Here is a 15927-nt window from a genome sequence, read left to right as displayed (position 1 = left end):
GATGAACAATAAACATCGTGGCAAACATATTGAAACAGCCGAATGGATTTACGGTTATTTGATCGGTGACAGTGCAATTGTTGGAGATATTGTTGAATGGGATGAGCAATATTTCTGTACTGAATATTGGTACTTGGTTGATCCAGACACGGTGGGACAAAGTATTGGTAAGGTTGATATTGAATCCGCTGACGATTTGTTCGAGGGAGATATACTCTCTCCCAATTGGGCACTCAAAGAGCATGAAGTGAAAATCATTTGTTATGACAGAAATCAATCAAAATACAAAGCAGTACCTTTGAGTATGTATTTAATTAATGCTGGTAATGGTGGTTGGACTGGCTATGACATTGGATATATGTCTCATAAGATTGGAAACATTCATGATAATCCTGAATTATTGGAGGTCTAAAGATGAAAAATATTGAAGTTGGTCAGACCCTTTATGTAAACATCAGTGGATTCCTATATAAAGAGGCAAATTTAAAAGAATACAAAGTACAAAAAGTTAACACATCTAGTGTATATGTTGCTCAAGAAGGAGACAAGCATCCTCTTAGATTAGACAAGAAAACACTGACTAACAATAATGGAGTCTTAGGTCATTACAAGGCATATGTTAATGCGGAAGATTACTGGGGCAAGATCAATCGGGCAAAAGAACATCAAAATCTGACAGCCAACATTAAAGAGAAAATTAGTTCATTGAGCCTAGCACAATTAAAAGAAATTGAGACTTTTATTAATCAACAAAAGTCAATGAAAGTCTAGTTTTAAATAGAAAATGCCCCTCTCAACCGAGAAGGGCGGGGGAATAAATAAACTTAAGCATACAAGAACAGAATTACTTCTGCAACGAACTCATGTTTGTTCCAGAACCATCTCAGAATTTTGTTACTAAAAATCACTTTTACATAGAGTTTTACCCCCAAATGCACACTAACACTCTCATAGCTCTTAAAAATCATGCATATTCCTCCAATCTGTTAGATAGATTCAAAGGAATGTAGATGCATATCAGCGATTTTTAAGGTCAGATGCAGAAGTTAGTGTCCGATGGAGAAAAGTTTTTCAAATGTCCTTCAGTTTAGTTTCAGATGTATACATGTTTAGATGAATTACCTGTTTCACAGAGAAATAAAAGGGGGAGATTGAGTTGAAATGGCTGATATGGACAATTAGATCTTGGTCATGTGATCATGAGTGGTTGTATGAAGAAGGTGTTTTTAAAACACTTTATGTAGATTATAACCAAACAACATCCAAGACCAGAATTTCAGCTACATGTTCCAAGTGTGGTTGGCATCGTAAATATGACAAATTCTAATAGTAAAGGGATTGATTAATTGAGCAAGTATGAGTTGAGTTTGTCTAAAGACTATGTTCCTAGTTGGACTGTAGTAGACGCAGTGCGGGAACTCTTTCAAAATGCACTTGATCAGCAAACGGTTAAATCGGACAACGAAATGTTCTTTGACTATGACAACGATAAACAGGTGCTTAGCATTGGAAACAAATCATCAATCTTGGACGTTAGAACCCTACTACTTGGTTCATCCACAAAAAGAAACGACCCAAATACTATTGGTCAGTTCGGTGAAGGATATAAAATTGCAACTTTGGTACTTACTAGATTGGATAAGAAAGTGACCTTTTACAACTATGGAGTAAGGGAAGTATGGAACCCTAGATTTGTAAAAGCTAGAAGATATGGCGGAGAAGAAATTCTTACATTTTTTATTGATAAAAAGTTCATATGGAGTAAGGTTCCTGATAATGATCTAACAATTACAATTGAAGGCGTTACTGAGGACGAATACAAAGAAATTGTAGAATCCAATCTCCACTTGCAGGATGTTGGTAAGACAATTGAGAGCAAATTGGGAAGAGTACTTGAAGAAGAAAAATATAGAGGTATGGTTTTCGTTAATGGATTGTTTGTGTGCGATTACAAAGAATATACACAAGGATACGATTTTAAGCCCGAATACATAAATATAGACAGAGACCGTAAGTTGGCTGATTCATTCGAACTAAGATGGCTGTCATCAAAAATGTTGAAGGGTGTTGAATCAGCTAAGACGGTAGATTTAATTAAAAACAATGCAGCAGACGTACAATACATAGCAAGTGTAGATGGATCTAATAAGATATTCGATAAAGTATATGACGACTTTTTGGATGAAAATGGAGAAAGCGCAATACCAGTAACCAACCAAGATGACTATAATAGAATATCGAAATCGACTACTCATAAGCCTGTGTATGTGTCGGAAAGTTATGCTTCTTCAATCAAGAAGAGCTATAAGTATACTGAACCTCTCATCAAGGTAGATCAAAAAGAAACAATAAATTCACGTTTAGTTAAGTGGCTAGATATGCATAAACAAAGCTTATCCAAAAAGGCCGTTAAGCATCTTGAAGATATTATAGATGATATTACAGAGTAGTTATATAAGATGATAAAACAAGTGTTTTACAACAAAAAAAGAGCTGTCACACCAATTAAGGTAATGACAGCTCTCGGTTAAACCTACGTCTATTGCACCCCTGCAATACAATAATTCTAATAGTACATACACAATAAATCAATAGAAATGAGGCCATACACATCAGAAAACTCGTAGTTGGCGACATCCATGGTTGTCACGATGAATTCAATTGTATTCTCAGTAAGTGCAAATACGATCCCACATCAGACCAACTGATACTAATTGGAGATTATGTAGATAGAGGATTAAAAAGTAAACAAGTTGTTGAGCATGTTATGAACTTAAAAAATGAACACAACGCTATTGTACTAAAAGGAAATCATGATGTCATGATGGTAGCTGCACTAAAACATGACGATGAATCCTATGACGCTCACTGGCTAAATAACGGTGGATTCACAACACTGATTGGTTACATTGGTGGAGATTATTTTGAAGAAGGATTTGAATGGGATAAATACATAGAAGTAAAAAAGTATATACGTAAACATTATCAACATCATATAGATTTTCTAGATTCGCTTCCATTGTATTACGAAGACGACCATCACATATTTGTTCATGCTGGGATTAATCCATTGCTTAATAATTGGAAGAACACATCCAATGATGATTTTATTTGGATCAGAGAGCAGTTTTTTAGAAACGACACAGGCTTAGATAAGAAAGTGATTTTTGGACATACTCCAGCAATGCATTTACATGGTTCTGCTGATATCTGGTTTGATTCCAAAGGTGACAAAATAGGTATTGATGGAGCATGTGCATACGGTAAACAACTAAATCTATTAGAAATTACAGAAGAGGGATTGTACATTCAACATAATGTACAGAAAGGTGAATTATATGAATTTTAAAATGATGCTACAACAATATGATCCTAACTTTGATAATGAAGAAATGATTAAGGTCGCAAAAGAAACAGATAGTAAAGAGCTGAAAGACAAGGTAATCAACAATAATATTCGTATCGCAGTAAAGTTGGCAAACAAGTGGAAGAAAGCTGGATACACGGACGACTTAGATGATTTGGTAAGTTTAGGATTGTTCGGTTTGATTGTTGCGTTTGATACATATGATTTAACAAAGAAGATTAAGTTTGTCTCGTATGCTGGTCGAATTGTATGGATGGAGTTTGTGAAGGCAGAACGCTATAAACACATGAAGTGTCGTGGTTCATTTCAAGCAGTAAGCATTGAAACACCCATTGGAAAATCAGGCGATGAAAGCGATAAGACAATTGCCGATATTTTATCAAACGAAGAGTTTTCAAGGTTTAGCCAGATCGAAGAGGACGAATTTAATGATCAGCTTATTGGACTTATGGAATCAAAACTTAACGAAAAGGAACGTGTGGTTGCTCAAAAATACTTCTTCGATGGTATGGGGATTTCTGATATTGGTAAAGAGATTAATCAAACAAGACAAACAACTCATTTTCAATATAAAAATGTTTTGAAGAAATTAACTCCAGCATTTGCATAATACATAGTTTAAATGAAACTTATATTTTACATAGAAAAGAAGGGGTATTTTGAGCGGAAATAAAATGATCAAGTATTACATGCATGATAATATTACATATAAAATCACGTATAAAAATAATTCAGAGTGGATTGATAGAATCGGATTATTTCATAGTCACAATGTAAAAATCAAAAAGAAAATATGTCTATTAGTATACCAAACAGTCTTCAATACACATTATTCATTAAACATTGGAAAAAGCTATATTGAAGAGGCAATTAATGATTACTTCGGGGAGGTAAATAAATGATTGTTAAAAATGAGGTTGTGCTTCACGAACACAGTGTAAGCTACATGAAGAGAGTATTTATGCAGTATAGCGAAATTGAAACATTGCCAAGTCTAGTAGAAAACCCAATCCTCCATCTGTATCCAGTCAAAGACACATATGAGCTAAATGGTGAATTAAATGGCTACAATGATTCTCTGTTCTTTAATTTGAATGTATATGATCCTGTTAATAGGGTCAGTTGGAAAAGCAAACAGTTGCATGATGGAATTATTCCGTTTTCAGAAGTTATGGTTCAGCAGATCAAGATATTTAAAGACTTGAGCACAATGGTTTCACTTAGTGGCTCATATAGATTATCTCAGATGCAGGGATTCAGTATAGGGAGGTTGGATTAGGATGAATGATAAGTGGATAGTGATTACTTATTATGATGATTTTAATGATTCTGAATATCGTATCAAAGAATTTTGTTCCGAAGCAGAAGCTATTTCATATTCAACATCTGTAGATGAAGAAGATTTTTACTGTGTCGCTAAAGTTATAAGGCGGTAGAAGATGCATTTCATTCTTACTCAGAAAGGAATATCAATATATATGGATGAAAGTGTAATTCCCAAAGGAATGTACTGCTATGACGATAAGGGGTATTGTCCTTATTCTCGTGAAGACAAAAGATATAAATATGATGCTTATGGCTATGGCAATGTATCATCTACGTGGTGTGATTATTTAAAATTAAATAGTGCTCAATTAGACTTTGAAGGCAGATACGAAAAAGATGGTAGCAAATGCTATACTGCTCATTTGATCCATGATCTGTGCAAAGTATGTGGGGTTAATGAATGAAAAAAGTAAATAAACACCTAGGCATACTAGGTTACAAGCCATCAGCAAGAATACATAGTAACATCGAGTCGCTGTTTTGTAAGAACTGTAACACTACACCGCAATTTACATCAACCAAAGAGTACTTTATACCATCTAAGTGGTATCAGTTTTCAAATTGTTTAGATACATGCACATGGATCATTTGTTCTGATTGTTATACACCACTAAAAGTAAAGGAGGATTAGCAAAATTGTCAGTATACTACACCTCAGATACTCATTATTCTCATAAAAATATCATCCAACATGAGAACAGGCCGTTCAATTCAGTAGAAGAAATGAATGAATTCTTAATCGAACAATGGAACGAAACAGTAAATAACAACGATACAGTATATCATCTTGGAGATTTTGTGTTTGGTGGAATCACTAAATGGGAAAGTATCATTCCAAGACTAAAGGGCAAGATTCATCTTACAGTTGGTAACCATGACAATGCTAATGCTGTAAAGAATATGGCCCATCACTTTGAAGAAGTTGAGAATATGATTGTTAGAAAAATTGATAAGCAGCATCTATTCCTGTTCCATTATCCAATTGAAATTGGTTTAACTCCAAGTGCTTATTCAATTCATGGACACATTCATAATAGACCATCGACTCATATTAATCAGATCAATGTAGGTATCGATAGTCCATTTACTAGAGATAAAGTTGGATTTGGGAAACTGATTCCTGAAGAGTTAATTATGGAAGAGCTGAAGATAAGGAAGGAGCAGGTATTGGAGTTACGTTCAAATAGAAAGTAGAGGTGCAGTGGTATTCAAATTCAAAACTACACAAAAATACTTAACAGTAGACTTGAAAAGGGAACGATCGAGAAAGAAGAGTATGACAAATACATAGCAAAGCTGGCAGAGTGGCAATTGAATTACGGCCTAGAATATTATCAAAGTGAAAATGATCCATTTTAATTAAGGAAGGTAAATACATATGATAAAACTAAATGATAAAGACTTGTTTAAGCTTTTTGATAAGCATTTGAGAGTATTCTATCCTGCCTTTAAAGATAAGACATTAAACATGGAGTACATTTTCGATCAGAACACTGTAACATATGACTATAAATTAAGAAGACTTCACTTCAATAGTTTCATTATCTACTTTCAATTTGACGGAGATCGGCTGAGAAAGTTTACATACCATGAGGCAGTCAACATGATTAAGAAAGAATATCCAGAAGCTACAGTTAATCTAGAATTATACATAGAAAACAAATTGAATGCTGTTGCCAATCCAAGCAAGTATCATGAGATAGTGAATTTTTACTGCGATGTAGAAATTGACGATGTTGAACTTACTGGGGAGCAATTATCCTCGATGATTGACCTTGCTTTAATCACTCGTAGTAAAAAGTGTGACAATGAAGAATGGCTAACTGAATTATCCTTGAGATATCAACCTTTTTTGAACGCAAATTCCTGATGAAACATCAATTTTACTATCACCTTAGTTTTAAGGTTAAATGCAGACTTTGGTATAATAGAGCCTTCTCGATATCTGGTATTAAGTCGTCCAGACAGTTACAATGATGGTTATTGCAAACCCTACAGTATGAAGGGGCGCTCTGATTCAAAATTTTGATGATTCTGTTATTGAAACCATCATAGTAAACAACACACTTAGTCTTATCATTGAGTGTTACGTTAATGATCGCCAATTCGGTCTTATCAGGCCTTGTAACTCTTTTATACCCAGTAACATTACCATAATCAATAATCATCTCATTGCTCTCCTTTTATTTTGGCTATATGTACATAATATATAAAAAAAGAATAGATAGTCAATTATAAGAATAAAAATATGTACACTATTATATTATTATGGTATAATCAATTTAGATTTGAGGCTACAGTTGTACACAAATATACTCAAGTGTGTCATTCTAGTACATTTGTAGCGTATCTCTAAGGAGGTTGTACCATTTTGTTTAATACATTGAACTTAGATCTGGGGTTTAAGTGGACTAAAGCAGAGAGAGGAGGGAAGTTTTATCGTCAACCAACCATAGTAGGTGAAGCGAAGGACATGTTTGAACAGAACATAAAGTCAGACCATTTTATATATAACGATGAACTTTTTGTAGGCAATGTTGCATTGGAATATAGCGACATCAAATATTTCTCTCTTAATAACAAGAAAGCAGAAGCAGAGACGAGCGATGTGGTAATGAAGACGACATTGGGATACTTGGCGCGCAAAGATAGAGTTAAATTAGTTAGTGGTCTCCCAATTAATTTCTACTTTACTCAGAAAGAGTCTTTTAAAGAAAAGTTATTGGGTTTAGCAGATGAAGGGGAGTACACGATTCGCAAGGGAAGAGGCAAGAACTTCACTGTCCAGCCCATTGTAGAAGATTGCAAAATGGTTCCGCAAGGACTGGGCGTTACAATGGATTATTTGCTCGATGAAGATGGGCGTATCGCAAAAGTGAAGGCGGCTCAACAAAAGATTTTAACTGTTGACTTGGGATTCTATACTCTCAATTTATTGGGCTTTAGTAAATCTAGCATCATGAAGGAATCGAAAAGTGTATTAGTTGGCGTAGAAAGAGCATATACACTCTTGCAAGGTTACATACAGAAATTGACGGGACACACCCCAGCAATCTATGAGTTAGATCCTTATGTTATATCGGGGCAATATCAGGGACACAATATCGTCCCATTAATTCAAAGAGCGTTTAAATCGTTAGCATCTCAAATCAAAAATGAAATAGAAAGCTTAAACACAGAGTTCGATATATATTTGATTGCTGGCGGGGCTGCAAGATACATTTATGAATATTTAAATCTCCCGAATAAAGTCCTTATGGATCAGTTGGCTCAAGTGCGAGGGTATGGAAAGATAGGTAAGAAATCATGGAAATAGCAGCTAGAGCAAGATTAAGACCAGTAAAAGATGAAGATCTCCGTGAGGCATGGGTAAAACTGCCTCCACACGAAGATAAGAGCGATGTTGTAAGGAGGGCATTAAGATTACTGTTCTTTGGCAGTGCACCTTACCTAAACAGCACTTATTCGCAACCTCCCTCTAATGAAGAAACTGATGAATTCATTGTTCAGAGTGAACCCGAACAGCCAGAGAATGTAGAAGTATATGAAGAGAAGTTGGATGAACTATTTGGTTCTTTTTAATGTAGGCTTCGGCCTACTTATACATAGATTTTATTCGCCAATGCAGTTGAGCATTTTAACGCTACATCGCCCATATACTTTCTTAACGAGGTGATGACTGTGGACGAAGGCGTCAGACGTATAACCGTAAACGAATCAAGGATTAACATTGTATTCAATGCAGACGAGGGATATAAACTGTCTCCTGAATTGACTGATCAAGCTTCACCAATAAGTAATCAGAATGAATCCACAGCAGACATTTTTAGAGAAATGGGCGAGATGATTGGGCTTGAAAAAGTAAAGGATCTTATATATGAGATTCATGCACTCATAGAAGTCAATAAACTTCGGAATGAGGAAGGTCTCAAGAACAGCAAACAGGTATACCACATGATTTTCAAAGGTAATCCCGGCACTGGCAAAACTACAGTAGCAAGAATTATCTCAAAAATGCTCAACAAAATGGGAGTTCTTAGTAAAGGACACTTGATTGAGGTTGAACGTGCAGACTTGGTTGGTGAATACATTGGTCATACAGCCCTAAAGACTCGCGACCTTGTTAAAAAAGCAATGGGTGGGATACTCTTCATTGATGAGGCATATAGTCTTGCTCGTGGAGGGGAAAAAGATTTCGGAAAAGAGGCAATAGACACACTTGTAAAAGTAATGGAGGACAAAAGTGATGACCTAATTATCATACTGGCTGGATATCCCATAGAGATGGATGACTTCCTTCAGATCAACACAGGATTGCCTTCAAGATTCCCTATTCAAATCAACTTTGACGACTACTCTACTGATGAACTAATGCTGATCGCTCTAAAGATGTCTTCTGAGAAGGACTACAACTTTACTGGTGATGCAGCAGATAAGCTTAAACAGATAATACAAGAGGAAAAGGATCTGAGAATTCACTTTAGCAATGCCAGATATGTGCGTAATGTTATTGAGAAAGCAATTCGTCATCAAGCTGTTAGATTAATGAGGAGACGTGAAAAGATATCTCGTCAAAGTCTTATGGAGATCACAGCGCGAGACATTACATCTAACTTAAATGAAACTAAAAAAGTAGAAGGAATTTTTACAGTGTAGAGTCTCTAATGAGACTTAAAGGAGGTGATAGGTATGTAAACATGTAACGCAAGTCATTATGAAATCAATATTTGATTAAGAATAAGGAGGTCGATAACCATTTGTGTATTTTGCAACTATCACAATCACAGGGACTACTCAAATATTTTTACTCCTGACTGTTCAGTTAAAATAGATGATTATGTAAGAAGATCAAAGGAACTTGACCATAAAATTCTCTCCAGTATGGAACATGGATTTCAAGGAAGGTACTTTGATACCTATGATGTCGCTAAAAAAGAAGGCTTGAAATTTATCTTTGGAACTGAAGCATACTGGGTGAAAGATCGATTCGAAAAAGATAATACAAACGGTCACATGTGCCTATTTGCCAAATCAGAGAAAGGGAGGCGCGATATAAACCGTATCCTCTCTGAAGCAAACGAGACAGGGTATTATTACAAGCCTCGTATCGACTTAGATTTAATTTCAACATTAGATCCTAACGAAGTCTTTGTAACAAGTGCTTGCATAGCATTTTGGCAATACGAAGATGTGGAGAAAATTGTTCTTGATCTTAACTCATACTTTGGAAAGAATTTTATGTTAGAAGTTCAAGCCCATCATACTGAAACGCAGAAAAAATTACACAACAGAATATTGGATATTTCGTCTAAACACAACATTGAATTGATTGCTGGATGTGATAGTCACTTCATATATCCAGAACAAGCAAAGGATCGAGATGCAGTTTTAGAGGCAAAAGGAATTGTATATGAAAATGAAGATGGCTGGTTTATGGACTATCCCGATGGTGAGACACTAAAACGACGTTTTATTGATCAAGGTGTCCTTAATGAAGAACAGATTGATAAGGCAATAAATAATACATTAGTCTTTATGGATTTTGATGATTATGATTCTGATTTAATAAAAGTATTTAGCAATGATATTAAACTTCCTACGTTATATCCAGAGCTATCACAAGAACAACGTGATCATAAATATAAGCAATTATTGAATGAAAAGTGGAGAGAAGCCAAGAGCAGCATTCCAAAAGAGAGGCACGCTAAATACATAGATGAAATTAGAAAAGAAGGTTCTGTAGTAGTAAACACGGGAATGTCGGATTACTTTCTGATTGACCACGAAATTGTTAAAGAAGCTGTTGATAAAGGGGGAATTATAACTCCTACAGGCCGGGGCTCAGGAGTATCATATTATACGAACACATTATTGGGATTTTCGAAAGTAGACAGAATTTCTGCTCCCGTACATTTATACCCTGAACGTTTTATGAGTGAAAGCCGAATATTGGAAACAAAATCACTTCCTGACTTAGACTTGAATTTGGGTAACCCAGAAGTATTTATTGCAGCACAAACCAAAGTACTGGGAGAAGGGCATTCATATCCAATGATTGCTTATGGCACATTCAAACGTAAATCAGGTTTCAAATTATATGCCAAATCGCAGAATCTTGACTTCGAAATCGCTAATGAAGTATCAAAACAACTTGAGGCGTATGAGAATGACTTAAAATATGCCGAGGATGACGAGCAGGATCTGATTGATGTTTATGATTATGTTGATAAAAAATATCATCACCTTATAAAAGAAAGTGAGAAGTACACAGGGATAATCTCAGACAAAAAACCACATCCTTGTGGACATTTAATTTATCAAGGGAATATCAAAGAAGAGATTGGCTTAATAAGGATAAAAAGTGAGTCAACTAAAAAAGAAGTGATTGCTGCACTAATTGATGGTGAAATAGCAGAACGTAAAAAATTCCTCAAGAATGACTTACTTAAAGTTGATGTAGTTAAAACAACACATGATACATATAAAAGAATTGGACTACCAATACACACAGAAACCGAACTATTAAATACTATTAAGGACAACGATAAAGTATGGGAAATTTACGCTAAAGGGTTAACTGTTGGAGTAAATCAGGTGGAAAAGTACTCGACCACACAAAAAGTAATGAAGTATCAGCCAAGCAATATTTCAGAGTTAACAGCATTTATAGCAGCTATCAGACCATCTTTTAAATCAATGTATCATACGTTTGAGAGCAGAAAACCTTTTACTTATGGAATTAGTAGTTTTGACGACCTCATACAGACTGAGGAAATGAAGAATTCTTATGTACTGTACCAAGAACAGACCATGGCAACACTCGCTTATGCAGGATTCCCTTCTGACGAAACATACGGAATCATCAAGGCAATCAGCAAGAAAAAGCCAGACGTAGTTAAGCCGTTGAAAGAACGATTCTTAAAAGGTTTCAGTGACAAGATCCTTGAGAGAGAAACTGTAACTCAACAAGAAGCATTTGATATGAGTGATAAAGTATGGAAAATTATTGAGGATTCAAGTGGATACGGTTTTAATGCGTCACATGCGTACAGTTATGCGCTTGATTCCGTATATTGTGCATATCTCAAAAGCCACTATCCGATCTATTTCTATGAATCATTATTGAGACATTTTTCAGAGAAGAAGAACAAAGATAAAGTTGGTCTTCTTAAAGAAGAAATGCAGAAAGGGTTCGGAATTAAAGATGGTGGCATAAAGCTTGGGACTGATAATAGAAGTTTTGTGGCAGATGAGAAGAGAAATTCAATCTATGCCGATCTATCAGGCATTAAGTTCATGAATGTAAAAGTAGCTGAAGAACTATTTGAGATTGGCAAAAATATATATGAAAGCTTTGTAGACTTATTAGTTGACATAAATCTAAAAACTTCAGTTAATGCTAGACAATTAAAGATACTCATTATGCTTAATTATTTTGATATGTTTGGTAACAGTGGGTATCTCTCTGCCTTGTTCAAGGAATTCTCAGATGGTAAGTATAAATATAAAAAAACATATGTAGAAAAAACAATAGAACAAAGGATTATTGAGTTGAAAAAGATTGAAACTGAATTAAGGAATCAGGAAGTACCAGCGATTCTTCCAAATGAGACAGTTATGTTTCAGATTGAGCACATGGGTTATGCAGATGTTAAATATCCTGAGACAAGTTCTGGCTGGTGTGTAGTAACGGATATTGATACAAAATATTCTCCAAAATTAACATTGTATGGTGTTCAAAAAGGAGAAACACGGATCTTCAAAATGAGCAAAAAGACATTCAACGTTAAGGATAGAGATTTAAGAATAGATATTGGTGATTTAATTGAGATTACTGAGTTTAAGAAAAAAATGAAATCTGTTCCTGATGGAAATGGAAATTTCATAGAAACAAATGAGTCTGAAACTTGGATCACTGGTTACAACAAGTATAAGAATAAGGAGAATACATAGATGGGAAACAAGTTTAGCAAATCAAAGATTGAACAAATTATTGGACGTAAGCTGACAGAGGATGAATACAAAGAAGTTGTAGGAACAGTTCTTAATCAATTGCTGAATGAAAAAGTTGAGAAGTCAAATGGATAGGTTCGATAATGATTACCACTATATCCGCTTTCCTGATCCGCAAGAAAATGAGGTGAAGTATTCAACCTGTTATGGGTGTGAGGCGGATATTATTGTGGGTGAAGAAATTTTAGATGTTTATGGAATGTGTGTACACGATACATATGATTGTTTGTTTAAGGCAGTAGACGCTAAACGATTAATTGCAGGAGAGGAATGATTGATTGGCTACAAATCAAGGAAAATTATTCGAAGAGGACTTCCAAAAGTCAGCAGCTCAAAGTGTAGAGAAGATATTCTTTGTACGCTTAAAAGACACTCACATCCCCGTTGATCTTCGTTCGCGAGTTAGAGTAACTAAAAATGACTATGACTGTATGATGTTTGCAAAGAATCATTTATTCACATTAGAACTTAAATCAACAAAGGATAAGTCAATTAGCTTTCAAGAAAGTGTAATCAAGCAACATCAAATCGATAAACTATCAGAAGCAAATACATATGAAGGTGTAATATCGGGATTCATTATGAATTTTCGTGAACCTGAGAACAAGGTGTACTTTATACACATAGAAGAGTTCTTAAAGTATCAGAACATTGCACAGAATCAAATCAAGGAACATACATATAGAAGTAAAGTAAATAAAAGTAGTATTTCACTAGCCATTTGCGAAGAAATAGGAATTGAGATTAAAGGATTTAAACCTAGAACAAGATGGCACTACCATTTAAAAGATTTTGTTATGGAGGCAATTAATACATATGCTAACAAGGAAGAAGGAAATTCAAAGTGAATCAAAACTTAACTGAAAAAAGAATGGCTGAGTACACAATTGTAAATACATATTCCGAGAGCAGATGTAGTCGAGAAGAGGTAGAAACGAAGATAGCTAATTGGATCGAAGATATGATTATTAAACACTCTGATATAGATAGAATTTAGGTGATTATAATGTTATTATATAAGAGTGAATATATGAATTAAAAGGAGAAGAAGCTATGATTGTTTTAAAAGATATGCAAAAATTATCTACAACTCAAATTACGGCCTTGATCGGTAAGATCAGGGCTATTGTTTATACTCGTGTATCATCTGATATCCAAATTGATAACTATTCACTAGAGTCACAGATTGATATATGTGTAAAGGAAGCAAAAACAAAGTTTGATATTAATGAAGATGAGATTATTGTCTTACGTGAAGAGGCAGAGTCTGGAGATAATCCTAACCGTCCGATGCTGAATTACATACTGTTTCTGCTTGAAAAAGGTCTAGGGAATAGAGTTATCTTTTTGCATCCAGACAGGTTGAGTAGACATCTCCACCTACAGCAACAAATCACACATAAAATTTGGGAATTGGGTTGCGATTTACATTTTGTTGAGTTTGACTTACAAAAAGGAAATGCAGAATCAATGCTCAACTATAACATCCAAGGCTCCATCGCTCAATACAATAAGGCAAAGATTCTTGCGAACACAAAGCGTGGACGAAAAACGATGGTGGCAAACAATAAGATTCCGGGGATGAATAGAATATATGGATACACCTATGATAAAGAACTAAATACTCTCGTTGAGAATAAAGAAGAAAAAGAACGATACCTAATGATGGTGAAGATGATATTAGAGGGTAGCACTGGCTCAGAGGTTGCAGAGTATTTAGCAAAGAAAAGGTATTCAGCACCTAAAGGAGACACTTGGTATCAAGCCACTATCAGTCGAATTCTAAGAAATGAATCATATAAAGGCACATACTATCATGGCAAAACAGAAGTTGTTCGAGTTGATGGCAAGAAGAAACAAGTACCAAAGCCAAGGGACGAGTGGGAGAAAATTGATATTCCTCAATATATAGATGAGGTTACGTTCGAGAGATTGCAAAAGACATTGGATGGAAATATTAAGAATAGTGGGAGACCATCGGAGGATTATTTATTAAGAAGCATTGTACGATGCGGAAGATGTGGAGCTGCTGTATCTTCAGGAGTAGTAACTAAAACCCAGAATGGCATACTAAAATACTACACATGTACAAGAAAGACAAAAAAATCATATAGTGTAGAAACTGGGCTATCCAATACTACTTGCAAGGGATCGAATTGGCGAGTTGATATGATTGATTCTCTGATATGGAATGAAGTTTTGAAAATCATAGGAAATCCAGAGGTGATCATTTTTAGTATGATCAATAAGATGTCTGACAGTGAAAAGATAAACGAGAACATTAGTAAAAAAGAAAGCTTGCTTCGATCCATTAAAGAGAAGGAAATATCCAAAGCTAGATATATTGATTTGTACGCAGATGGCATTATTCAATCAAAAGATGATCTAGCAAAAAAAATTCAACCAGTAGAGACTGAGTTAGACGACTTAAAAAGAGAATTGCACTCTATAGAAGAAAGTTTAAAAATCAATCAGCATAAAGATGATAGTATGAAGGTTGCTATAAATATGTTGAATAAATACAAAAACATTATAAATAAGGATCTAACTATAGAGGACAAGAGAAGCATTGTACGATTATTAATTGAAAAAGTAGTTTTGCATCAAGAAAAAAAGATAGAGATAGTGTATAGATTCAATTTAAATACCGATAATAGAGATAGTGAGTCTAGCAATTATTATGACAATTCTATCAATAGCCAAATCAATGGAAGATAACAAAAATCAGTTTATTCTCATATTGGCTGGTTATTCAGATGAGATTGATTTTTTTCTCCAGACCAATCCCGGATTACCTTCCCGCTTTCCCATTCAAGTGGAGTTTCCAGACTATAGCATTGATCAGTTGATTCAAATCTCTGAGATTATGGCCAAAGAGCGTGATTATATTCTAATGCCTCAGACCATACTCAAGCTAAAGCAACATTTGCTTCAGGAAAAAAATGATTCGCTGCATGCGTTCAGTAACGCCAGATACGTTCGTAATGCCATTGAGCGTTCGATCAGGCATCAGGCGGTTCGTTTGTTGGAACAATACTCGGAAGGCAGTCCAGGAAAACTGGAGCTGATGACAATCCGTACAGAGGATTTGAACTTTGAGCGAAAGTAAGCGATAATATAGTTTTTACACCAGCCGGCCGGGCCAACCGGTTCGGCTTAAGGCATGCCATGGCATATTCGTGGCAATGTATATCAACGGATTGATTAAGTAATTAGAGGGA

18 protein-coding genes and 1 pseudogene are annotated in these 15927 nt (G+C 35.1%); all 19 read left to right on the top strand.

Annotation, left to right across the window (positions count from 1 at the left end):
* Position 1: 1 nt before the first annotated feature.
* Positions 2-412: a YopX family protein gene (locus MKY95_RS18710; RefSeq protein WP_339193770.1), complete on the top strand. Its 411-nt coding sequence runs from the start codon at positions 2-4 to the stop codon at positions 410-412.
* A gap of 2 nt (positions 413-414) precedes the next feature.
* On the top strand, positions 415-771 hold the full coding sequence (locus MKY95_RS18705) for a hypothetical protein (protein ID WP_339193768.1): 357 nt from the start codon (positions 415-417) through the stop codon (positions 769-771).
* A gap of 575 nt (positions 772-1346) precedes the next feature.
* Positions 1347-2450 (top strand): hypothetical protein, encoded by a 1104-nt coding sequence (locus MKY95_RS18700; protein WP_339193767.1) that lies wholly within the window; start codon positions 1347-1349, stop codon positions 2448-2450.
* A gap of 137 nt (positions 2451-2587) precedes the next feature.
* A complete protein-coding gene (locus MKY95_RS18695; RefSeq protein ID WP_339200012.1) occupies positions 2588-3349 on the top strand; it encodes a metallophosphoesterase family protein in 762 nt (253 codons plus the stop codon).
* The gene (locus tag MKY95_RS18690) at positions 3339-3977 is read left to right on the top strand and encodes a sigma-70 family RNA polymerase sigma factor (protein ID WP_339193765.1); all 639 of its coding nucleotides are present in this window, start codon (positions 3339-3341) and stop codon (positions 3975-3977) included. Before MKY95_RS18695 ends, MKY95_RS18690 begins: the two co-directional genes overlap by 11 nt.
* Positions 3978-4265: 288 nt before the next feature.
* On the top strand, positions 4266-4646 hold the full coding sequence (locus tag MKY95_RS18685) for a hypothetical protein (RefSeq protein ID WP_339193763.1): 381 nt from the start codon (positions 4266-4268) through the stop codon (positions 4644-4646).
* Between the two features lies 1 nt (position 4647).
* Entirely contained in the window at positions 4648-4803 is a 156-nt protein-coding gene (locus tag MKY95_RS18680; RefSeq protein WP_339193762.1) for a hypothetical protein, read from the top strand.
* A 42-nt stretch (positions 4804-4845) separates the two neighbouring features.
* Entirely contained in the window at positions 4846-5097 is a 252-nt protein-coding gene (locus MKY95_RS18675) for a hypothetical protein (RefSeq protein ID WP_339193761.1), read from the top strand.
* 232 nt (positions 5098-5329) lie between these two features.
* Positions 5330-5887 carry a metallophosphoesterase gene (locus tag MKY95_RS18670; protein ID WP_339193760.1) on the top strand — a complete coding sequence of 186 codons (558 nt, stop codon included), beginning with the start codon at positions 5330-5332 and terminating at the stop codon, positions 5885-5887.
* Between the two features lie 409 nt (positions 5888-6296).
* Positions 6297-6563, top strand: coding sequence for a hypothetical protein (locus tag MKY95_RS18665; RefSeq protein ID WP_339193759.1), 267 nt, complete (start codon positions 6297-6299; stop codon positions 6561-6563).
* A gap of 501 nt (positions 6564-7064) precedes the next feature.
* Entirely contained in the window at positions 7065-8009 is a 945-nt protein-coding gene (locus tag MKY95_RS18660; protein WP_339193758.1) for a ParM/StbA family protein, read from the top strand.
* A complete protein-coding gene (locus tag MKY95_RS18655; protein WP_339193757.1) occupies positions 8000-8275 on the top strand; it encodes a hypothetical protein in 276 nt (91 codons plus the stop codon). Before MKY95_RS18660 ends, MKY95_RS18655 begins: the two co-directional genes overlap by 10 nt.
* 99 nt (positions 8276-8374) lie before the next feature.
* On the top strand, positions 8375-9349 hold the full coding sequence (locus MKY95_RS18650) for an AAA family ATPase (protein ID WP_339193756.1): 975 nt from the start codon (positions 8375-8377) through the stop codon (positions 9347-9349).
* An 81-nt stretch (positions 9350-9430) separates the two neighbouring features.
* Positions 9431-12646 carry a PHP domain-containing protein gene (locus MKY95_RS18645; RefSeq protein WP_339200011.1) on the top strand — a complete coding sequence of 1072 codons (3216 nt, stop codon included), beginning with the start codon at positions 9431-9433 and terminating at the stop codon, positions 12644-12646.
* Positions 12647-12781, top strand: coding sequence for a hypothetical protein (locus tag MKY95_RS18640; protein WP_339193755.1), 135 nt, complete (start codon positions 12647-12649; stop codon positions 12779-12781).
* Complete coding sequence (locus tag MKY95_RS18635; RefSeq protein ID WP_339193754.1) at positions 12753-12980, top strand: hypothetical protein; 228 nt, start codon at positions 12753-12755, stop codon at positions 12978-12980. Before MKY95_RS18640 ends, MKY95_RS18635 begins: the two co-directional genes overlap by 29 nt.
* A gap of 4 nt (positions 12981-12984) precedes the next feature.
* The gene (locus MKY95_RS18630; RefSeq protein ID WP_339193753.1) at positions 12985-13554 is read left to right on the top strand and encodes a Holliday junction resolvase RecU; all 570 of its coding nucleotides are present in this window, start codon (positions 12985-12987) and stop codon (positions 13552-13554) included.
* 205 nt (positions 13555-13759) lie between these two features.
* Positions 13760-15424 (top strand): recombinase family protein, encoded by a 1665-nt coding sequence (locus MKY95_RS18625; protein WP_339193751.1) that lies wholly within the window; start codon positions 13760-13762, stop codon positions 15422-15424.
* Positions 15399-15815 (top strand): annotated as a pseudogene (locus MKY95_RS18620) (AAA family ATPase); the annotation flags it as partial. The gene MKY95_RS18625 and the pseudogene MKY95_RS18620, both read left to right, overlap by 26 nt.
* Positions 15816-15927 lie beyond the last annotated feature (112 nt).

This window comes from Paenibacillus sp. FSL P4-0176, from assembly GCF_037975265.1.
Lineage (GTDB): Bacteria > Bacillota > Bacilli > Paenibacillales > Paenibacillaceae > Paenibacillus > Paenibacillus amylolyticus.
Note: the sequence above shows the minus strand (reverse complement) of the source record. Positions and strands in the feature narration are given on the sequence as shown.

Excerpts from the sequence above, each read along its gene's own strand:
- MKY95_RS18710 (WP_339193770.1), top strand. The coding sequence starts at position 2 with ATGAACAATAAACATCGTGGCAAACATATTGAAACAGCCGAATGGATT.
- MKY95_RS18705 (WP_339193768.1), top strand. The coding sequence starts at position 415 with ATGAAAAATATTGAAGTTGGTCAGACCCTTTATGTAAACATCAGTGGA.
- MKY95_RS18690 (WP_339193765.1), top strand. The coding sequence starts at position 3,339 with ATGAATTTTAAAATGATGCTACAACAATATGATCCTAACTTTGATAAT.
- MKY95_RS18685 (WP_339193763.1), top strand. The coding sequence starts at position 4,266 with ATGATTGTTAAAAATGAGGTTGTGCTTCACGAACACAGTGTAAGCTAC.
- MKY95_RS18680 (WP_339193762.1), top strand. The coding sequence starts at position 4,648 with ATGAATGATAAGTGGATAGTGATTACTTATTATGATGATTTTAATGAT.
- MKY95_RS18675 (WP_339193761.1), top strand. The coding sequence starts at position 4,846 with ATGGATGAAAGTGTAATTCCCAAAGGAATGTACTGCTATGACGATAAG.
- MKY95_RS18665 (WP_339193759.1), top strand. The coding sequence starts at position 6,297 with ATGATTAAGAAAGAATATCCAGAAGCTACAGTTAATCTAGAATTATAC.
- MKY95_RS18655 (WP_339193757.1), top strand. The coding sequence starts at position 8,000 with ATGGAAATAGCAGCTAGAGCAAGATTAAGACCAGTAAAAGATGAAGAT.
- MKY95_RS18640 (WP_339193755.1), top strand. The coding sequence starts at position 12,647 with ATGGGAAACAAGTTTAGCAAATCAAAGATTGAACAAATTATTGGACGT.
- MKY95_RS18635 (WP_339193754.1), top strand. The coding sequence starts at position 12,753 with ATGAAAAAGTTGAGAAGTCAAATGGATAGGTTCGATAATGATTACCAC.
- MKY95_RS18625 (WP_339193751.1), top strand. The coding sequence starts at position 13,760 with ATGATTGTTTTAAAAGATATGCAAAAATTATCTACAACTCAAATTACG.